The organism is Gibbsiella quercinecans (assembly GCF_002291425.1).
Lineage (GTDB): Bacteria > Pseudomonadota > Gammaproteobacteria > Enterobacterales > Enterobacteriaceae > Gibbsiella > Gibbsiella quercinecans.
Genome location: NZ_CP014136.1, coordinates 935,109 through 954,339 on the forward strand (window position 1 = coordinate 935,109; position 19,231 = coordinate 954,339).

At 47.5% G+C, this 19,231-nt stretch carries 16 protein-coding genes; 5 read left to right on the top strand and 11 right to left on the bottom strand.

Features of this window, described 5'->3' with window-relative positions; genetic code table 11:
• Positions 1–461: 461 nt before the first annotated feature.
• From rfbD (ACN28Q_RS04315) to galE, 5 genes are all read right to left on the bottom strand, one after another.
• Positions 462–1,337: a dTDP-4-dehydrorhamnose reductase gene (gene rfbD / locus ACN28Q_RS04315; RefSeq protein ID WP_095845202.1), complete on the bottom strand. Its 876-nt coding sequence runs from the start codon at positions 1,335–1,337 to the stop codon at positions 462–464.
• A complete protein-coding gene (gene rfbC, locus ACN28Q_RS04320; protein ID WP_095845203.1) occupies positions 1,334–1,870 on the bottom strand; it encodes a dTDP-4-dehydrorhamnose 3,5-epimerase in 537 nt (178 codons plus the stop codon). The genes rfbD (ACN28Q_RS04315) and rfbC (ACN28Q_RS04320) overlap by 4 nt, the downstream gene beginning before the upstream one ends.
• 1 nt (position 1,871) lies before the next feature.
• Positions 1,872–2,741, bottom strand: a complete 870-nt coding sequence (gene rfbA, locus ACN28Q_RS04325) for a glucose-1-phosphate thymidylyltransferase RfbA (RefSeq protein WP_095845204.1) — start codon at positions 2,739–2,741, stop codon at positions 1,872–1,874.
• Positions 2,742–2,760: 19 nt separating this feature from the next.
• A complete protein-coding gene (gene rffG / locus ACN28Q_RS04330; RefSeq protein WP_095845205.1) occupies positions 2,761–3,825 on the bottom strand; it encodes a dTDP-glucose 4,6-dehydratase in 1,065 nt (354 codons plus the stop codon).
• Between the two features lie 198 nt (positions 3,826–4,023).
• Positions 4,024–5,037 (bottom strand): UDP-glucose 4-epimerase GalE, encoded by a 1,014-nt coding sequence (gene galE / locus ACN28Q_RS04335; RefSeq protein WP_095845206.1) that lies wholly within the window; start codon positions 5,035–5,037, stop codon positions 4,024–4,026.
• A 275-nt stretch (positions 5,038–5,312) separates the two neighbouring features.
• Between galE and ACN28Q_RS04340 the strand changes: the two genes are divergently transcribed.
• Entirely contained in the window at positions 5,313–5,924 is a 612-nt protein-coding gene (locus ACN28Q_RS04340; RefSeq protein WP_095845207.1) for a plasmid pRiA4b ORF-3 family protein, read from the top strand.
• A gap of 630 nt (positions 5,925–6,554) precedes the next feature.
• Here ACN28Q_RS04340 and ACN28Q_RS04345 read toward each other — a convergent pair.
• Positions 6,555–7,961, bottom strand: a complete 1,407-nt coding sequence (locus ACN28Q_RS04345) for a sugar porter family MFS transporter (protein ID WP_095845208.1) — start codon at positions 7,959–7,961, stop codon at positions 6,555–6,557.
• A gap of 425 nt (positions 7,962–8,386) precedes the next feature.
• Here ACN28Q_RS04345 and ACN28Q_RS04350 point away from each other — a divergent pair, with 425 nt between their 5' ends.
• From ACN28Q_RS04350 to ACN28Q_RS04365, 4 genes are all read left to right on the top strand, one after another.
• Positions 8,387–9,397 carry a LacI family DNA-binding transcriptional regulator gene (locus ACN28Q_RS04350; RefSeq protein ID WP_095845209.1) on the top strand — a complete coding sequence of 337 codons (1,011 nt, stop codon included), beginning with the start codon at positions 8,387–8,389 and terminating at the stop codon, positions 9,395–9,397.
• A gap of 76 nt (positions 9,398–9,473) precedes the next feature.
• Entirely contained in the window at positions 9,474–10,535 is a 1,062-nt protein-coding gene (locus ACN28Q_RS04355) for a mandelate racemase/muconate lactonizing enzyme family protein (RefSeq protein WP_165907139.1), read from the top strand.
• A gap of 34 nt (positions 10,536–10,569) precedes the next feature.
• Positions 10,570–11,805, top strand: a complete 1,236-nt coding sequence (locus ACN28Q_RS04360; RefSeq protein WP_095845211.1) for an MFS transporter — start codon at positions 10,570–10,572, stop codon at positions 11,803–11,805.
• 705 nt (positions 11,806–12,510) lie between these two features.
• A complete protein-coding gene (locus tag ACN28Q_RS04365; protein WP_095845212.1) occupies positions 12,511–13,941 on the top strand; it encodes an MOP flippase family protein in 1,431 nt (476 codons plus the stop codon).
• 606 nt (positions 13,942–14,547) lie between these two features.
• On the opposite strand, the gene rfbD (ACN28Q_RS04370) is transcribed toward ACN28Q_RS04365, so the two are convergent.
• The 5 genes from rfbD (ACN28Q_RS04370) to ACN28Q_RS04390 all read right to left on the bottom strand — a co-directional run bounded on the left by rfbD (ACN28Q_RS04370) (position 14,548) and on the right by ACN28Q_RS04390 (position 19,231).
• A complete protein-coding gene (gene rfbD, locus ACN28Q_RS04370) occupies positions 14,548–15,402 on the bottom strand; it encodes a dTDP-4-dehydrorhamnose reductase (RefSeq protein WP_095845213.1) in 855 nt (284 codons plus the stop codon).
• Positions 15,399–15,935 (bottom strand): dTDP-4-dehydrorhamnose 3,5-epimerase, encoded by a 537-nt coding sequence (gene rfbC / locus ACN28Q_RS04375; protein WP_095845203.1) that lies wholly within the window; start codon positions 15,933–15,935, stop codon positions 15,399–15,401. Before rfbC (ACN28Q_RS04375) ends, rfbD (ACN28Q_RS04370) begins: the two co-directional genes overlap by 4 nt.
• A gap of 1 nt (position 15,936) precedes the next feature.
• On the bottom strand, positions 15,937–16,806 hold the full coding sequence (rfbA, locus tag ACN28Q_RS04380) for a glucose-1-phosphate thymidylyltransferase RfbA (protein WP_095845214.1): 870 nt from the start codon (positions 16,804–16,806) through the stop codon (positions 15,937–15,939).
• Between the two features lie 19 nt (positions 16,807–16,825).
• Complete coding sequence (rffG, locus tag ACN28Q_RS04385) at positions 16,826–17,890, bottom strand: dTDP-glucose 4,6-dehydratase (RefSeq protein ID WP_165907007.1); 1,065 nt, start codon at positions 17,888–17,890, stop codon at positions 16,826–16,828.
• 150 nt (positions 17,891–18,040) lie between these two features.
• Positions 18,041–19,231 (bottom strand): polysaccharide pyruvyl transferase family protein, encoded by a 1,191-nt coding sequence (locus ACN28Q_RS04390; RefSeq protein WP_095845215.1) that lies wholly within the window; start codon positions 19,229–19,231, stop codon positions 18,041–18,043.

Here is a 19,231-nt window from a genome sequence, read left to right on the forward strand (position 1 = left end):
ATCCCCCCGAGGCCAGCTACCAAGTGACAGGTTTGCTCAACAAGCATTGAAAATTGCTTCATCAAACTAATTTTTAACCCAAAGTACATAATTTTCGATCCAATCATTCTACCCCGATATCTGCATCATTCAAAATAAGACATATCTCGTTAGCAAGATCATAATAATCGATGTGTTTTCATACAAAATCAGTGAATTCTGAAAGGTCTGCCAGATGATGACAAAAATAAAAAACCATACAAAACAACTTATTACGCAACATATCACATCGATTATTACTTATTCTTTCATTAAAAAATTTTCTACATAACAAAGATAACGAAAGTGACCATCCGCAAAACCGCAATTTGCGGAAAGATACATACAGTTACAATTAGTTAATGTACAAAAAATGAAAGTACCATAAATAAAAAAGGCTAGCGTTATTTTACGCCAACCTTTCCTATCGAATAATACATCAGTTAAATGGTTGACGAATTATTTATAATTTTCGCAATGACATCGTCAATTCGTTCGTGCCACATCGACAACGTTACACCTTGGCTATTAATTTTCCTGCAATTCATCACTGAATACTTCGGCCTCTTGGCTGGCGTTGGATACTGTTCCGTGGTAATTCCGTTAATCTGCGGTTTTGCTGCCAGTACACCTGACTTGAGCGCAGATACAAAAATCACTTCGGCAAACTCATTCCACGCCACTTCCTTATCACCACAGAAGTGATAAATCCCACCCTCGGCTTCTTTCTGCAGCAAATCGATAATCGCCTGGGCGATATCACCGGCATAGGTCGGGCAGCCGTATTGATCGGCTACAATACCCAACGTATCGCGATCTTTCGCCAGGCGCAGCATGGTTTTCACAAAGTTATTACCATACTCACTGAACACCCAGGCGGTACGGATAATAATCGCTTCCGGCAGCACCCCGGCAACTGCCAGTTCACCGTCCAGCTTGGTCTGGCCATACACGCCCAGTGGGTTGGTCACATCCGTTTCCACATACGGGGTCGTTGCTTTGCCGTCAAAGACATAGTCCGTGGACACATGCACCAGCCGCGCACCCGCCTCTTTTGCCGCCAGCGCCAGGTTCTTCGGCCCGGTGGCATTTATCAAGGCCGCCAGTTCCGGCTCGGTTTCCGCCTTGTCCACCGCGGTATACGCCGCCGCGTTCACGATAACATTCGGCTGATACTGCGCGACCGCCTGTTTTACCTTGTCCAGATCGGTGATATCCAGCGTGTCCGAATCCGTCGCCCACACGTCCCAGCTCGCCGGCAGGCGATCCTGGAAACAGCTGCCCAACTGCCCTTTTGAACCGGTCAATAACACTTTCATTTCGCCAGCTCCTTCAGGCGCTTGCCCACCTTGTCTTTCTCGGAAAGCAGCGGATTATCGATCGGCCAGTCAATGCCCACATCCGGATCGTTCCACAACAGGCAACCTTCATGTGCCGGGTTATAGTAATCCGTGCATTTGTATTCAAAATCCGCCGTGTCGGAGAGCACCACAAAACCGTGCGCCAACCCTGGCGGCACCCAGAACTGGGTTTTGTTTTCTTCAGACAGGAGCACCCCTTCCCAGGCACCGTACGTCGGCGAGTCCGGGCGAATATCCACCGCCACGTCAAACACTTCACCACGCACCACACGCACAAGTTTGCCCTGCGGGTTCACCTTCTGGAAATGCAAACCCCGCAGCACCCCTTTGGAGGAGCGGGAATGGTTGTCTTGCACAAAATCCAGATCGATATTCAGCATCTCCTGATAGCGTTTCTTCTCAAAGGTTTCCAGGAAAAAGCCGCGTGCATCACCAAACACCTTTGGCTGGATGATTTTTACGCCATCAATTTTTGTATCCGTGACCTGCATGTTATTTATCTCCCACCAGATTCGCCAAATATTGCCCATAAAGTGTTTTGCTCAGCAGTTTGGCTTCGGCAGCCACCTGCTCCCGTGCCAGCCAACCCTTGCGGAAGGCAATTTCTTCCAGGCACGCCACTTTAAACCCCTGGCGCTTTTCAATGGTGTGGACAAACTGCGAGGCTTCAATCAGGCTGTCGTGCGTGCCGGTATCCAGCCAGGCAAAACCACGGCCCAGCAGTTCAACGTTCAGGTTGCCCTGGTCTAAATACATCTGGTTCAGGGTGGTGATTTCCAGCTCACCGCGGTGAGAAGGCTTCACCTGCTTCGCCATTTCCACCACCTTGTTGTCATAAAAATAAAGCCCGGTCACCGCCCAGTTGGATTTCGGTACCGCAGGTTTTTCTTCAATAGACAGCGCGCGGAAATTCTCATCAAAATCCACCACGCCAAAGCGCTCGGGATCCATCACCTGGTAGCCAAACACCGTGGCGCCTTCTTCACGGGCCACCACATTTTCCAGCTTGCGACCAAAACTTTCGCCAAAGTAAATATTATCGCCCAATACCAATGCGCAACGGTCGCCATCAATAAATTCTTCGCCAATCAGGAACGCCTGCGCCAAACCGTCTGGGCTGGGTTGCACTTCGTAACTTAACTTGATGCCAAACCGGCTGCCGTCACCCAACAGGCGTTGAAACGACGGCATATCTTCAGGTGTACTGATAAGCAAAATATCGCGGATCCCTGCCAGCATCAGCACGGAGATGGGATAATACACCATCGGCTTATCGTAAATCGGCAGCAGTTGCTTGGATACGCCGCGTGTAATCGGGTATAGGCGCGTTCCAGAACCACCCGCTAAAACAATGCCCTTCATAGGGTTTTCTCCTGATTATTTAACGGGTTAATCCTAAGCGCTCGCCAGCGTAAGAACCGTCTTTAACACGGCTCCACCATTCTTCGTTTGCCAGATACCACTCCACCGTTTTGCGGATACCGCTTTCAAACGTTTCCTGCGGTTTCCAGCCCAGCTCTGCCGCAATTTTTGAAGCATCAATCGCATAGCGCATATCGTGGCCGGGGCGATCGGTCACGTAGGTGATCAGATCTTCATAGTGGCCGATACCTTGCGGTTTGTTGGGCACCATCTCGTCCAGCAGGCGGCAAATGGTTTGCACCACTTCAATGTTTTTACGCTCGTTGTGGCCACCGATGTTGTAGGTTTCCCCCACCTCACCTTCGGTCACCACTTTGTACAGGGCGCGGGCGTGATCCTCCACGTACAGCCAATCGCGGATCTGGGCGCCATTGCCGTAAACCGGCAACGGTTTACCATCCAGCGCATTCAGGATGATCAACGGGATCAGTTTTTCCGGGAAGTGATACGGCCCATAGTTATTCGAGCAGTTGGTTACGACGGTTGGCAGGCCATAGGTACGCAGCCAGGCGCGCACCAGATGATCGCTGGCGGCTTTGGAAGCGGAATACGGGCTGCTCGGGGCATAAGGTGTGGTTTCGGTGAACAGATCGTCCGTGCCGTGCAGATCGCCATACACTTCGTCGGTAGAAATATGATGGAAGCGGAAGGCCTGTTTAGCGTCTTCACCCAGCGTATTCCAGTACTGGCGCGCCGCTTCCAGCAGCGTATAGGTGCCCACGATATTGGTTTCGATAAAGGCCGCCGGCCCATCAATAGAGCGGTCAACGTGGCTTTCCGCTGCCAGATGCATTACCGCGTCCGGCTTGAACGCATTGAATACACGATCCAGTTCACTGCGGTTACAAATGTCGACCTGTTCAAATGAATAACGTTCGCTGCCAACAATCGGGGCCAGCGACTCAAGATTACCGGCGTAGGTCAGACTATCCATAACCAGGATCTGGTCTTGTGTATTGCCAATGATATGCCGTGCAACGGCAGAGCCAATGAACCCGGCACCGCCAGTAACGATAATTCTCATAAATCCCTCTGAACAACAAATTACGGTTATATAAACCATAAATTTTATGTTTAGCAATATAAAATCATGCCGATGACTGCTCGTCAGGGCTCTTACCGCGAACAGATAGCTTGCAATCCCGTAGAGAAAACCCGGAATAATACGCAAAATGATAAACCATCGCTACCTGTCCGTTTCTTGATAACGTTACAAAATGCCTCAGCGGTAACCTTGTGGATTTTTGCTTTGCCAGTTCCAGGTGTCCCGCATCATCGCATCAATACCGCGTTGCACTTCCCACCCCAGTTCCTTTTTCGCCAAACTGGCATCGGCCCAGAAGGCAGGCAGATCGCCGGCGCGGCGCGGCAACACCTGGTAAGGAATGGTCACCCCGGAGGCCTTCTCAAAGGCGTGTACCATATCCAGCACCGAGTACCCTACCCCAGCCCCCAGATTATAGGCTCTGAATCCGTTGATTTTCTCTACGTGATCCATCGCCGCCAGGTGCCCTTCCGCCAGATCCATCACGTGGATGTAATCACGCACCCCGGTGCCATCCTTCGTGGGATAGTCCCCGCCGAACACGCCCAGCTTTTCCAGCTTGCCAATAGCAACCTGCGCAATATAGGGCAGCAGGTTATTAGGGATGCCGTTAGGATCCTCACCAATCAGCCCAGACTCATGGGCACCCACCGGGTTGAAATAACGCAGGGCAATGATGGAAAACTGCGGCTCGGCCTTGGCGAAGTCTTGCAGGATCTGCTCTACCATCAGCTTGGAGGTACCATAAGGGCTGGTGGTGCCACCGATAGGCGTAGTTTCCACATAGGGCACCGGCGCATTTTCACCATACACCGTGGCGGAAGAGCTGAAGATAAACTGGTGCACGCCAGCATGGCGCATTGCCTCCAGCAGCACCAAGGTGCCCGCGACGTTGTTCTGGTAATATTCCAGCGGCTTGCGGGTGGACTCCCCCACCGCCTTCAAACCGGCGAAGTGAATCACAGAAGAGATTTTATGCTCAGTGAAGATACGGCCCAGGCACCCGGCATCCTGCACATCCCCTTGGTAAAACACTGGCGCTTTGCCGGCCAACTGCTCCACACGGTGCAGGGACTCTTCGGATGAGTTGACCAGGTTATCCAGCACTACCACATCTTCACCACGCGCCAACAGCGCCAATACGGTATGGGAACCAATGTACCCGGCACCGCCAGTGACTAAAATCGCCATTATGACTCCTTAATGTGCGCCACGCCTGTAGCGTGAAAACAATGAGTTAGTGGCCTATTTTACGCCTTAATCTCTCTGCGGCCATCCCCCGGCGGCAAGAACAGAATAAAAGCCCGGCCAACTGATTGCTTAACATACCCGAACGCATAACGAAAAACCGGTGTAACCCACCGCTTTCAGAAAAGACCTAATCCCACAGGGTTCACACACTGGCGGCATATCACCTGATACACTCCCTGCCAGTATCCACTCTCACCGGAAAAGGAGCGAGGCCCATGGGCAAATACTACCTATTGCGCATTGAACTGGCAGACATCACCCCTGCAATCTGGCGGCGTATTGTGGTGCCCGCCGCCATTACGCTGGATCGCCTGCACGATGTTATCCAGATCGTGATGGACTGGGAGGAACAGCATTTGCACCAGTTCAGCTACAAAAAACGCTACTACCTTGAAATGCCAGAAACCCCCGAAGAAGAAAACGAAGCGGCTGTCAGATTAAACCAACTGCTCACCCGCCGGGGGGCTACGCCCCACTACATGTATGATTTTGGCGATAGTTGGCTACACACCCTCACCCTGGAGCACAGTAACTACCCGGAACAAGAGCTGTTGCTGCCTATTTTTTGCCTTGATGGCGAACGGGCGGGCCCGCCAGAAGATTGTGGTGGAGCTGCAGGCTATGCCAATTTGCTGGCCGCCGTTGGCGATCCGCAAAGCGAAGAACACGGCAATTATTGTGATTGGCTGGGGCTGGAGGAAGGCCAACAGGCCGTAGAAGCGATAGCAGAAATTATTGCGTTCTTTTCCGCAGACGAAGTAAACGAACAACTGGCACTCTATCTGCGTTGGTCAAGAGACCGGCAACTGCCGCTATTTGAAAAATAGGATGATGCCCCCGCGGGGAAACCGGTTTTCGCCAGCGGGTGGCTTTACCACCTAGCCGTTTCCCCGCCAGACCGGAATACTCTGAATCCCCTCAGTCACTCCCCTACCTTGCTTGACAAAGAAAAATTTTGCATCAAAATATAACCGAACAGTTCAGTTTTATTTGAAAAATGAAAAAAAGGTTTAACACATCAGCCAGACCAACCGACTGGGGTTAAACCATCCACCGTTATACGACGAACAATTCAGGTTACGCAGAACGGTAACCTAAACGTTGGCAGGTATAACGATCGCTTTAGAAGGAGCGCCACTATGAAGAAAATCATCACAACCAGTTGCCTGCTTGCCGTTTTCCTATTGAGCGGGTGTATACATGTTGGAAGACACGGGCAGCCAGATAGACACGATAACGACAGACACGGTCAATACGACAAAAACCATCGTAACGACAGGCATGACAGACGATAGCACCGCTCCCGTGCCTATTTCCTATGCTGCAAACGCCGCCCCCTCTTCCACTGGGTGGGGGCGGCGGTACCAAAAAGCCGTCTTCCCCTCCCAGTAGACGTTATTGACGCAAGACAACGCGATCCAGCATCGACCAGGTTCAAAACCCAAACGAATAGGCGCTTAGTGAGAGCCGATGTTACGAAGCGGCTTACCGGCCATCAAATTACGTTCAATATGTTCCAGAGAAATGTTTTTGGTTTCCGGGATCAGCGCCAGCGTAATAAAGATAAACAGCACGTTGAGCCCCGCGTAAACCCAAAAGGTATGCGCGTTGCCGAGTGAATTCAGCATCGTTAGGAAAGTTGCGCCAACGATCATGTTGGCGATCCAGTTAGTCGCGGTAGAGCAAGTGATGCCAAAATCACGGCCTTTCAGCGGTTGGATCTCAGAGCACAGCACCCAAATCAATGGCCCTGCGCTCATCGCAAACCCTACAATGAACATCAACAGCATAATAATGGCAACGTATTGCATCACCAGCGAGTTCATTCCGATGCTCATCATAGTGCCCAATGCTCCCATGCCCAGCGCCATAACGATAAAGCCCAGGATGAGCGTGGGTTTGCGGCCCCAGCGGTCTACCAGGCCAATCGCGATAAACGTGGCCAACACATTCACCAGGCCCACAACTACGGTGCCCCACATTTGTTGCTCTGTACTGGCAAACCCAGCCAAGCCGAAGATCTTCGGCGCGTAGTACATGATTACGTTCATCCCTGTGAACTGCTGCATCACCTGCAGCAACACGCCGAGAAAAACCGCACGCCGGAAGTTTTTATTATCTTTGAATAGCGCCCAACCGCTTTGCTTAAGCTTGAGGCTTTCACGAATTTCATTCAATTCATTATGGGCCTGGGCACTGGTGTCGCGCAGTTTTTCCAGCACCTGGCGCGCCTGTTCATGGCGATTACGTGAAGCCAGCCAACGCGGGCTATCTGGCAGGAAGACCACTCCGACCAACAACAACATGGCGGGAATAGTGATAACGCCCAGCATCCAACGCCAGGCGCCGGTATAGCTGAATGCGGTGTCAGAAAGATAGGCCCCGAGGATCCCGATAGTAATCATCAATTGGTACATTGAGATCATGCTGCCGCGAATTTTCTCCGGCGCAATCTCAGAAAGATAAATCGGCGCAGTATAAGAAGCGATCCCCACAGCCAGCCCGAGCAAAACGCGCGAAATTAACAGTATTTCAACGTTAGGCGCCAGAGCGGAACACAGTGATCCCACAACAAATAGGATTGCGCCAATCATCAGGCTGTATTTTCGCCCTAAACGAAAGTTCATCCAGCCACTGCCAACCGCCCCGACAGCCGCGCCGAACATCATTGAGCTGACAACCCACTCCTGTTGAGAACTGGTGATATTAAAAGAATGAGTGATAAACGGCAGCGCACCGGCAATAACGCCAATATCCAGGCCAAACAACAAACCGGCTAACGCAGCCAGAAAACAGACGAAAAAAGTCATGCCAGCATTTGACTGGCTTTTATCAGCCGCTGAAACTTTGATGGTAGCACCCATACTGCCTCCAATCGGTAGTCTTCATCCACAAGTCAAGTAACCCTTATGGTAGGAAGCAATACCAAGGATATAAGTGAGCGCGATCACACAAGTGATAACGGTTACACAAAAAAAGAAAACTCATTGTCACCTAAAGAAAAAAAATAAAACACATAATCGCATGAAAAATATAAAATAAATAAAGGAAAGAATACCTCTCTACAAAATACAAAATGTATCCAAGATAAAACAAGCCAAAAACCCTTTACAAAATGTAATCGCTTCCAACATTAGGGATACTAACCAGCGCAGCACAGAGAACAAATGCAGGTATCAAGCGCTTCACCATCCCCTCCGGACAAAGTTCAAAAAGTGAGCAGCCGATCACGGTAAGCCTGAACCTTCACGCTATATTTGAGTAATCGATTACCCAAAATAAATTAAACATGAAAAGCAAACTGGCAATTCGTGATATTGCTCAAATGGTGGGGGTTTCTACCGCAACTATCTCGCGCTATCTAAATGGAAAATATCATTCCATGAGTAATGAAACGCGCCTGCGGATTGAAAAGACCATTGCTCAAATGGGTTACCAACCCAATAACGTGGCCCGCTCACTACGCAGCACGCAGAGCAAGACTATTGCGGTGATTATGGCTGATATTTTCAACCCTTATTCGATGGATGTTCTTAAAGGTATTGAGGAAATATGTTCTAGCTGTGGCTACACCATTTTTATTTGTGATGCCAGAGATTCAGGGGAACGTGAAAGAATACTGATTGAAGAAATGACCGCTAAATGCGTCGATGGTTTTATTATCAACACCACCGGCGAAAATAACGATTATATTATGGGGCTTTCTCTTGAATACCCCGTGGTATTGGTTGGCAGGAAAATCCAGAACACGCGGATCAACTCAGTATCGGTGGATAACCTTCGCGGCATTACGTTAGCAATGGAGCACCTGTGCAGCAAAGGTTGCACCGCCATCACTTTTTTATCGCCCACACCAGGGAACATTTCACCACGTCTTGAACGTATAAAAGCCTTTACCACGCTGGCGAAGCAGGCCGAATTTGCCACGATTGATTGCCGCCTGGAACTGCTCACGCAAATTGATGATGCCGCAGTGGCCCACATCATCCACCAACTGGGCACGCAGCGCACGGCCAGGCCGGCGCTGATAACCAGCAATGGCAAGCTGTCGCTGCATACTGTGAAAGCATTTAAAGCACTCAACAGGCGAGTGCCCGAAGACATTCTGATGGTTGGCTTTGATGACACCGATTGGGCGCAGATATTGCGCAATCCCTTAACCGTTATCGCTCAACCGACTTATGAAATAGGCCAGGCCGCCGCCAATAAATTAATCCCCATGCTCACAAAAGAAAAAGGCCTGAAAGAAACTACCGATACCGTACTGCCCCCTACCCTTATTGAACGTGAATCAACATGATTCCGGTGAGGTAATGATGAAAATAACAGAGATTAAAACCTGGGTTCTGAAAGATAAACTAACCGAGAAATTTGGTATGTCCCAGTGGTTTTGGGATACGCGCGCCATTTGCATTGTGGAAGTCCTGACCGACGCCGGCATCAGCGGCTGGGGAGAATGCTTTGGCCCTGCCCACGCCAACGCCGGCTTGATCAACGAACTCTTTGCTCCGCTTCTGGCCGGCCAGGATCCACTTCGCCGCCGCAGTCTGTGGGAAACCATGTACAACCGCACCCGCGAATTCGGCCGTAAAGGCATTGCAATTTCTGCACTTTCAGGAATTGATATCGCCTTGTGGGATATTTTTGGCAAGTACACCGATAAACCAATCAGCACGTTATTAGGCGGCGATCCGGATGAACAAATCACGGCCTATGCCTCAAGCTTTTACTATTCGCCACAGGATAACTTCCGCCAGATTGAACAGGATGCTCAGGCAACCTTAGGCTGCGGATTCAAAGATTTCAAAATGAAAGTGGGCGGCCTCACCCTGCAAGAAGACGTACAACGCGTGGCTCGAGTACGTGAATTGATCGGCCCCGATGCAACCCTGGCCGTCGACGCCAACCGGGCCTATACCCTGCATGAGGCGCTGCGTTTTGCCCAATCGATTGAGCGCTATGATATCGCATGGTTCGAAGAACCCGTTCTGCCAGATGACTTTAGCGCCTACGCAGCGCTGCGCAAGCAGGTCAGCATCAAAATCGCCGGCGGTGAATCGGAGTTTACCCGTTTTGGGTTCCGGCATTTCCTGGCTGCAGACTGTGTTGATATTGTCCAGCCGGATGTGGCGGCTTGCGGTGGTATCAGTGAGGCATTGAATATCGCCACCCTGGCAACGCTCTGGGGCGTGGAGTGCTATCCGCACCAGTGGGGTTCCGGCATTTCGCTAGCAGCCACCCTGCATCTGATGTCGGCTATCCAGGCAGCAGTTCCCCGCCAGGCAAAAACCAGAGCGTTGCTGGAGCTCGATCAGGCGCCGAATATTTTCCGCGAACAGTTAACCGACCTTACCACCGGCCCCATGATGCCCGTTCCACAAGGGCCTGGCCTGGGTATTGAAGTTGACAGAACCATGATCGCCCACTATTCGGCATAGCAAACATCCCTTTCAAACATCGCAGGAAAACACCATGCTAAAATCCAAATGGTTCCGGATAGGCGTTACCCTGATGGTGGGCTTATTCGTGGCTTATCTTGATCGCTCGAACCTTTCCATTGCGCTTCCCGGCATGGAAAAAGATCTCGGTATCAATGGCTCCGCCACTAAAAGCTTGGCGCTGACCGGCTTTTTAATTGGCTATGCCCTGGCGAATTTTTTCGGCGGGTTCCTCACAAATAAACTCAACCCCAAAGCGACCGTTGTGACGATGGTGCTGCTTTGGTCTGTTCTGCAAATCATGACCGCTTGGGTAACTTCGCCAGCACTGCTGATTTTTTATCGTATTATCCTTGGCATTGCCGAGGGAATTTACTGGCCACAACAGTTCAGGTTTGCCCGTGCCTGGTTTAACAAAGATGAAATAACCCGTGGCACCAATCTCATTCAGTTTTATGGGCAATTCATGGCGCTAGCGCTGGGCTTTGTGATCCTAACCCCCATATTCACACTGCTGGGCTGGGAGTGGGTATTTTATATTACCGGTGGGCTAGGGGTATTTATTGTTGTGCCAATGTTCCTGCTCTTTCTTAAAAATGCACCGGATGAGACAGATCAGGATACTAATACCGAGCCAGAGGCAGAACAAGAAGCACCGGTCAGTAAAGGAAAAATAACCTTCAGCGATCTGGGCGGCGCACCATTCTTGCTGCTGATCTTTAGCTATTTTGCAAACGGCATGCTCTTTTGGGGGGTAACCCTCTTCATCCCAATGGTCGTGACTTCATTAGGCTTTACGGGAACATCACAGGGGATAGCCAGCGCGCTGCCCTATTTCCTGGCAATAGTGCTGGCGATACCGATTTCATGGTACAGCGATAAAACACAAAAACGCGGCCCAATAGCCGCTTCGGGCCTGGCGGTTGCAGGGCTGCTACTGATAACCCTGCCATTGATCAGCAGCCCGTTGATAAAACTGATCGTGATTACTCTGGCGATCGCCTGGTTTACCAGTTGCTTCACCACCAATATCTGGTCGATTATTACTTCCAGTGTGAAGAAAGAAGCGGTTGGGCCCGCCGCCGGGGTGATTAACGGCATCGGCGCCGGCGGTGGCGGCACCACCGCAGGCTTCGTGGTGGAGTATCTACACGCCTTTAGCGGCTCTTACCTGCCTGGGTTTGTGGTACTTGGCGTTGTGGCCATCGCCGGGGGGATCAGCGTTTATACCTACTGCAAAATTATCGATAAACGCCGCGTCGTGAGTTAGCCAAGCGGGATGAAAAAGTGGCCGCATGGAACGGCCACTTTTATCACGGCACCTATTCGAATTAGCTACAGACCAGACACCGTAGCGCCGCCAGTTCTAGCTCCTATATAAATAGGCGAATAGCCTCTGGTATAAAACGTTATTGTTCGAGCTCCGAACACCCTAGGAACAAACTATTAGCACCCTCACAATATAACCTTCAGTATATTTCCTTAAAAACAATTAATAACTGCCAGATGGCAGTCGAATTCATACACAACGTGGTAATTTATCATTAATCTTATAGAGCGCCACCCCATGGATGTGAACAAGACATCTGCAATTAATACACAATTAGATAGATAATAAAACCTTCTGTTAAAAAATAAACCTTCTAATGTTAAATGTCATTTCAATCAACCACCAAAGCTAAAAATATAGCATACCTTTACACATAGTATTATTGATGATATGTTTTTCTGGAATTAATAGACAACGAAAAACAATTTACACAATGAATTATTAACGTCTCATAAAATAAAAATATAATTATTATCACTGCCGTGAACCTTAAGATAAATGATAACTGTTTTCAATCATACCTAATGGAGTTTTCAATGAAAAAAATCCATCAATTAGTATATATACGGGATTAATCATAATTTATTCAAAACCAGTTTCACATTCACATCGAGCAAATTAAATTAGAAAAAAGGAAATAGTTTAATGAGTTTAATTTCAAATGCAAAATGGAATAGCATTTCTCAATTATTTAAAATAGGAATACAGTTGGTTAATGTTGTATATTTAGCAAAAATAATTCCACCAACTGAATATGGCATCATGGCCATGGCTCTTGTTATCTTAAACCTAGGGATACTTCTTAGAGACTTAGGTACATCAGCAGCTATCATTCAAAAAAAAACGCTCAACCATAACCTAATCAATACTGTTTTCTGGTTAAACACTCTCATGGGATGTGTATTGGCAATCATTACTTGCTTAACTTCACCTCTAATAGCAAAGGTATACAATCAACCAGAACTTATCCCCGTACTAATAATGCTAAGTATCACTTTCCCACTTTCTAGTTGTGCAGCAGCACATCTTGCTCTGATGGAAAGAGAATCTCGCTTTAAAAAAGTCTCCATGATTGAAGTATCTTCTGCACTTACTTCAGTTATATTTGCTGTTGTGCTAGCTAATATTGGATATGGAGTTTATAGTTTGGTTGTACAAGCCATCGTCTTAAGCTTAATGTCCGCAGTTCAGTTTTGGAGAGCATCTACATGGCGACCATCATTCAAGAACATGATAGACATTGATGAAATAAAAGGAATCATTGGTTTCAGTGCCAATCTTTCCCTATTCAACTTCATCAACTACTTTTCAAGAAACTCGGACAATTTCATGATAGGTAAATATATGTCAGCAACCATCCTCGGCTGCTATAGCCTAGCCTATCGTATTATGTTATTCCCCTTGCAAAGCTTAACATTTATTGTTACACGCTCTTTGTACCCAGTATTGAGTCAACACCAAGACGATACAAAAAAAATCAGTCAAACCTACTTAAATTGTGTTTTTATCATTGTTCTAATCACAGCTCCACTTATGAGTGGACTGGCAATTCTTAGCACGCCGTTCATTATATTAGTATTTGGACATCAATGGATTTTAACGGCAAGCATTCTGAAATGGTTGGCACCAACAGCGATTATTCAATCTGTATTAAGCACAAGTGGTTCTGTTTTTATGGCCAGAGGACGCACAGATATTCTTATGAAGTTAGGCATACTAGGTGCATTTCTACAAGTAGGTTCATTTATAATCGGTGTTAATTTCGACATTACTACTTTTGCAATGCTGTACTTTTCAGCAAACATAATTAACTTCTTTCCTGTCATGTATTATCTTTTAAAGACAATAGGTGAAAACCTATCATCACTTTTAAAGAAAATCACACCAGTAATTTTATCCACTATCATAATGGTATTTTTCCTTTTATTCGTAAAAAATATTTTACTATCAAGCAATAAAATAGAAAACACTGACCAACTTATATGGATGTCTGTCAGCGGCGCCATGATTTATTTTATTTCTATTTTCATACTATCAGCACAAATAAGATGTCTTGTTAGAACTAGAAAAATATGATATTCCATGGATATAATAATGAGCAGTAATTTGGATACCTCGAAGGATTTTAAATAACCAGGAGAACATTTAATTTTCTGGATTAATTTTATATACCCGCAGGATGCTAAACTAGTTGCCGAAACTTTTGAGTATTACTGTATCTGATCCGAAAATCTGTACAGCGGGAAAATCATAGGTTACAAATAGTATAGGAGAAAAAGCGTAGCACTGGGTGAAGAGATTTCCCGGCCAGTATAGCCGGGAACACCGTTATAGTTATCTGATATGTAACTCCAGATTAACGGCAACAAGGCGAGGATAGATAGATACTGATATGACGAGGTGAAGCGCACTGTACAGCTTAAAAGCTTATGGGAAATGCCAGTAACAAGAAATTGGTAATTAGTCAGCACAATGGTGATGAATCTGAAACGAGAAAATAGATCAAAAACACCAAACTGGAACGATGGCCAAAATACTTCCGACAATGGCAAATCGTTGAAGTAACCATGTTAAATCTAGACTGAACAGAAATGATTATGGAATATCTGTTCATAAAAAATTGAAAACTCTAAAATATTTTACAGTCACAGATACCTATAAAAAAATAAAAAACCAACCGATTCATAATTTCTTAAAAAAGTCTATGATGGCATATTGCCAAGGCGACGGAATAACTCCAAATTTATTTATTTTTTGACAGTTTAAACTCGAATAGGCTGGCCTTGTAGCTAGTGTTAAGTATTGAGCCGTTGTAATGGCATTAACCACAGGAACGCGGGCCAATTTTCCCTGTTTCAACGCCGCGGCAAAAATCGCTTCGGCAAACTCATTCCACGCCACTTCCTTATCACCACAGAAGTGATAAATCCCACCTTCGGCTTCTTTCTGCAGCAAATCAATAATCGCCTGGGCGATATCTCCGGCATAGGTCGGGCAGCCGTATTGATCGGCTACAATACCCAACGTATCGCGATCTTTCGCCAGGCGCAGCATGGTTTTCACAAAGTTATTACCATACTCACTGAATACCCAGGCGGTACGGATAATTATCGCTTCCGGCAGCACCCCGGCAACCGCCAGTTCACCGTCCAGCTTCGTCCGACCATAGACGCCCAACGGATTGGTCGCATCGGTTTCCACGTACGGTGTAGTGGCCTTGCCGTCAAAGACATAGTCCGTGGACACATGCACCAGCCGCGCACCCGCCTCTTTTGCCGCCAGCGCCAGGTTCTTCGGCCCGGTGGCATTTATCAAGGCCGCCAGTTCCGGCTCGGTTTCCGCCTTGTCCACCGCGGTATACGCCGCCGCGTTCACGATAACATTCGGCTGATACTGCGCGACCGCCTGTTTCACCTTGTCCAGATCGGTGATATCCAGCGTGTCCGAATCCGTCGCCCAAACTTCCCAGCCCGCCGGCAGGCGATCCTGGAAACAGCTGCCCAACTGCCCTTTTGAACCGGTCAATAACACTTTCATTTCGCCAGCTCCTTCAGGCGCTTGCCCACCTTGTCTTTCTCGGAAAGCAGCGGATTATCGATCGGCCAGTCAATGCCCACATCCGGATCGTTCCACAACAGGCAACCTTCATGTGCCGGGTTATAGTAATCCGTGCATTTGTATTCAAAATCCGCCGTGTCGGAGAGCACCACAAAACCGTGCGCCAACCCTGGCGGCACCCAGAACTGGGTTTTGTTTTCTTCAGACAGGAGCACCCCTTCCCAGGCACCGTACGTCGGCGAGTCCGGGCGAATATCCACCGCCACGTCAAACACTTCACCACGCACCACACGCACAAGTTTGCCCTGCGGGTTCACCTTCTGGAAATGCAAACCCCGCAGCACCCCTTTGGAGGAGCGGGAATGGTTGTCTTGCACAAAATCCAGATCGATATTCAGCATCTCCTGATAGCGTTTCTTCTCAAAGGTTTCCAGGAAAAAGCCGCGTGCATCACCAAACACCTTTGGCTGGATGATTTTTACGCCATCAATTTTTGTATCCGTGACCTGCATGTTATTTATCTCCCGCCAGATTCGCCAAGTATTGCCCATAGAGTGTCTTGCCCAGCAGTTTGGCTTCGGCAGCCACCTGCTCCCGTGCCAGCCAACCCTTGCGGAAGGCAATTTCTTCCAGGCACGCCACTTTAAACCCCTGGCGCTTTTCAATGGTGTGGACAAACTGCGAGGCTTCAATCAGGCTGTCGTGCGTGCCGGTATCCAGCCAGGCAAAACCACGGCCCAGCAATTCAACGTTCAGGTTGCCCTGGTCTAAATACATCTGGTTCAGGGTGGTGATTTCCAGCTCACCGCGGTGAGAAGGCTTCACCTGCTTCGCCATTTCCACCACCTTGTTGTCATAGAAATAAAGCCCGGTCACCGCCCAGTTGGATTTCGGTACCGCAGGCTTTTCTTCGATCGACAGCGCGCGGAAATTCTCATCAAAATCCACCACGCCAAAACGCTCGGGATCCATTACCTGGTAGCCAAACACCGTAGCGCCCTCTTCACGGGCCACTACATTTTCCAGCTTGCGACCAAAACTCTCACCGAAGTAGATATTATCACCCAGCACCAATGCGCAACGGTCGCCATCAATAAATTCTTCGCCAATCAGGAACGCCTGCGCCAAACCGTCTGGGCTGGGTTGCACTGCGTAACTTAACTTGATGCCAAACCGGCTGCCGTCACCCAACAGGCGTTTAAACGACGGCATATCTTCAGGTGTAGTGATAAGCAAAATATCGCGGATCCCTGCCAGCATCAGCACGGAGATGGGATAATACACCATCGGCTTATCGTAAATCGGCAGCAGTTGCTTGGATACACCGCGTGTAATCGGGTATAGGCGCGTTCCGGAACCACCGGCAAGTACAATACCTTTCATCGTAAACTCCTATTATAGATTAACGGGTTAAACCCAAACGTTCGCCAGCGTAAGAACCGTCTTTAACACGGCTCCACCATTCTTCGTTTGCCAGGTACCACTCCACCGTTTTGCGGATGCCACTTTCGAAGGTTTCCTGCGGTTTCCAGCCCAGCTCTGCCGCAATTTTAGAAGCATCGATCGCATAGCGCATATCGTGGCCGGGGCGATCGGTCACGTAGGTGATCAGATCTTCATAGTGGCCGATACCCTGCGGTTTGTTGGGCACCATCTCGTCCAGCAGGCGGCAAATGGTTTGCACCACTTCAATGTTTTTACGCTCATTGTGGCCGCCAATGTTGTAGGTTTCCCCCACTTCACCTTCGGTCACCACTTTGTACAGGGCGCGGGCATGATCTTCCACATACAGCCAATCGCGGATCTGGGCGCCATTGCCGTAAACCGGCAACGGTTTACCATCCAGCGCATTCAGGATGATCAGCGGGATCAGTTTTTCCGGGAAGTGATACGGCCCGTAGTTATTGGAGCAGTTGGTCACGACGGTTGGCAGACCATAGGTACGCAGCCAGGCGCGCACCAGATGATCGCTGGCGGCTTTGGAAGCGGAATACGGGCTGCTCGGGGCATAAGGCGTGGTTTCGGTGAACAGATCGTCCGTGCCGTGCAGATCGCCATACACTTCGTCGGTAGAAATATGGTGGAAGCGGAAGGTCTGTTTAACGTCTTCACCCAGTGTATTCCAGTACTGGCGCGCCGCTTCCAGCAGCGTATAGGTACCCACGATATTGGTTTCGATAAAGGCTGCCGGCCCATCAATGGAGCGGTCAACGTGGCTTTCCGCTGCCAGGTGCATTACCGCGTCCGGCTTGAACGCATTGAATACACGATCCAGCTCACTGCGGTTGCAGATATCAACGTGCTCAAATTTAAAGCGTTCGTTGTCTGCAATCGGTTTTAATGATTCAAGATTCCCTGCATAGGTCAGACTATCCACTACCAGGATCTCATCCGCCGTATCGTTAATAATATGGCGAGCAACTGCAGACCCAATAAACCCAGCACCACCGGTAACGATAATTTTCATGATATCCCCTAAAATAATATATTTAACTTTCCTTTCTGCGAACAAAAAGAGAACGTCAAAAAACAAAAAACTCACCATGAAATATAAAACAATAGGTGAAAAATAAAACCTTAAAAATTTTATATTTCATTGAATCGAAAAATTAAAAAATCACAATATATCAGAAATATCATCAATACTATTAAATATTATTTTTTGCGCTTTATTAACTGCCGTCTGAAGTTCAGCAATTGATTTGTCACTGTTTTTATTAATGGTCTCATGTATTTGGTCTATTTTAATAGGTTTATTATAAGGTGAAACGCTCCAAGTATCCAAGAATGAGACAAGCTTTTTAATATCTGAGTTTATGCAATAATGTGGTACATGAAATGACATAGCAGTAATGACACCATGAAGACTCGTACCGTAGAATCCTGCCGAGCTAGCGATTATATACATAATCTCCCAAACAGAAAGACCGTTAAACAATATAAATTTTTCTTTATAATATGATAGTACCTTTTCAAGAAAAACAATATCATCATGACCGCTAGCATAACCTATAGGTAAAAGAACAATATCAATATTATACTTTTCCCTAACCAGATTTAATTCATCCGCAACCTCCTTGGCTGAAAAATCAACCTTATAGGGACAAGCTTGCAGCACTATATATCTTTTATCCTTAACATAATTAAGAATATCACTTCTTACTTTCTTTTCAAGATATTCACGGTCTATAATACTAGACACCATAAGAACAGAATCAGGCACTAGATGAATATTATCGAAAGCAGACAGTGCCTGATATGTTCTTTTATCCCTAACAGATACATATTCAGATTTCCCTATTTTATCCATTTGTGAATTATGCGGCTCACCACCAACCGTATTATATACAATATTTATTTTTTTACTAAATGAGCTCACATCCGGTATATAAGGATAATCCCAATAAGTACCATACTTCATTTTTGCAATTTTAACCAAAAATGAGGGGAATATTCTTTTTACTATCTTCAAAAAGTTAACAACAGAATGACTATGCTGTACATGTAAGAATAAAGTACTAACATCAGCTCGGAGTACTTCACCACCAACAACAACTATCGTTGAATTTTCAGGGAGAGCATCAGTATCAATTAAAGATCGCATAGCAATCGTAGGCTTACAATCATATTCGCGGAGATCAGAGTCCTTTATTGATGAATACATAAACTCAATATTATCTAACTTTCCATGGTGGAATTTTCTCAAATACATCTCAAATAAAATAGGCATGAGGTTATCACCGTAATTATAACGGTCAAATGCACCATAAAAAACAACGATCCGGTTATTACTATTATCATTAAACAT

Bases quoted from the DNA above. Each gene is read 5' to 3' on its own strand.
- rffG (WP_095845205.1), bottom strand. From the start codon at position 3,825: ATGAGAATTATCGTTACTGGCGGTGCCGGGTTCATTGGCTCTGCCGTT.
- rfbA (WP_095845204.1), bottom strand. From the start codon at position 2,741: ATGAAGGGCATTGTTTTAGCGGGTGGTTCTGGAACGCGCCTATACCCG.
- ACN28Q_RS04345 (WP_095845208.1), bottom strand. From the start codon at position 7,961: ATGGGTGCTACCATCAAAGTTTCAGCGGCTGATAAAAGCCAGTCAAAT.
- rfbC (WP_095845203.1), bottom strand. From the start codon at position 15,935: ATGCAGGTCACGGATACAAAAATTGATGGCGTAAAAATCATCCAGCCA.
- ACN28Q_RS04365 (WP_095845212.1), top strand. From the start codon at position 12,511: ATGAGTTTAATTTCAAATGCAAAATGGAATAGCATTTCTCAATTATTT.
- rffG (WP_165907007.1), bottom strand. From the start codon at position 17,890: ATGAAAATTATCGTTACCGGTGGTGCTGGGTTTATTGGGTCTGCAGTT.
- ACN28Q_RS04355 (WP_165907139.1), top strand. From the start codon at position 9,474: ATGTCCCAGTGGTTTTGGGATACGCGCGCCATTTGCATTGTGGAAGTC.
- ACN28Q_RS04360 (WP_095845211.1), top strand. From the start codon at position 10,570: ATGCTAAAATCCAAATGGTTCCGGATAGGCGTTACCCTGATGGTGGGC.
- ACN28Q_RS04390 (WP_095845215.1), bottom strand. From the start codon at position 19,231: ATGTTTAATGATAATAGTAATAACCGGATCGTTGTTTTTTATGGTGCA.
- ACN28Q_RS04350 (WP_095845209.1), top strand. From the start codon at position 8,387: ATGAAAAGCAAACTGGCAATTCGTGATATTGCTCAAATGGTGGGGGTT.
- rfbD (WP_095845202.1), bottom strand. From the start codon at position 1,337: ATGAAAGTGTTATTGACCGGTTCAAAAGGGCAGTTGGGCAGCTGTTTC.
- galE (WP_095845206.1), bottom strand. From the start codon at position 5,037: ATGGCGATTTTAGTCACTGGCGGTGCCGGGTACATTGGTTCCCATACC.
- rfbD (WP_095845213.1), bottom strand. From the start codon at position 15,402: ATGAAAGTGTTATTGACCGGTTCAAAAGGGCAGTTGGGCAGCTGTTTC.
- ACN28Q_RS04340 (WP_095845207.1), top strand. From the start codon at position 5,313: ATGGGCAAATACTACCTATTGCGCATTGAACTGGCAGACATCACCCCT.
- rfbC (WP_095845203.1), bottom strand. From the start codon at position 1,870: ATGCAGGTCACGGATACAAAAATTGATGGCGTAAAAATCATCCAGCCA.
- rfbA (WP_095845214.1), bottom strand. From the start codon at position 16,806: ATGAAAGGTATTGTACTTGCCGGTGGTTCCGGAACGCGCCTATACCCG.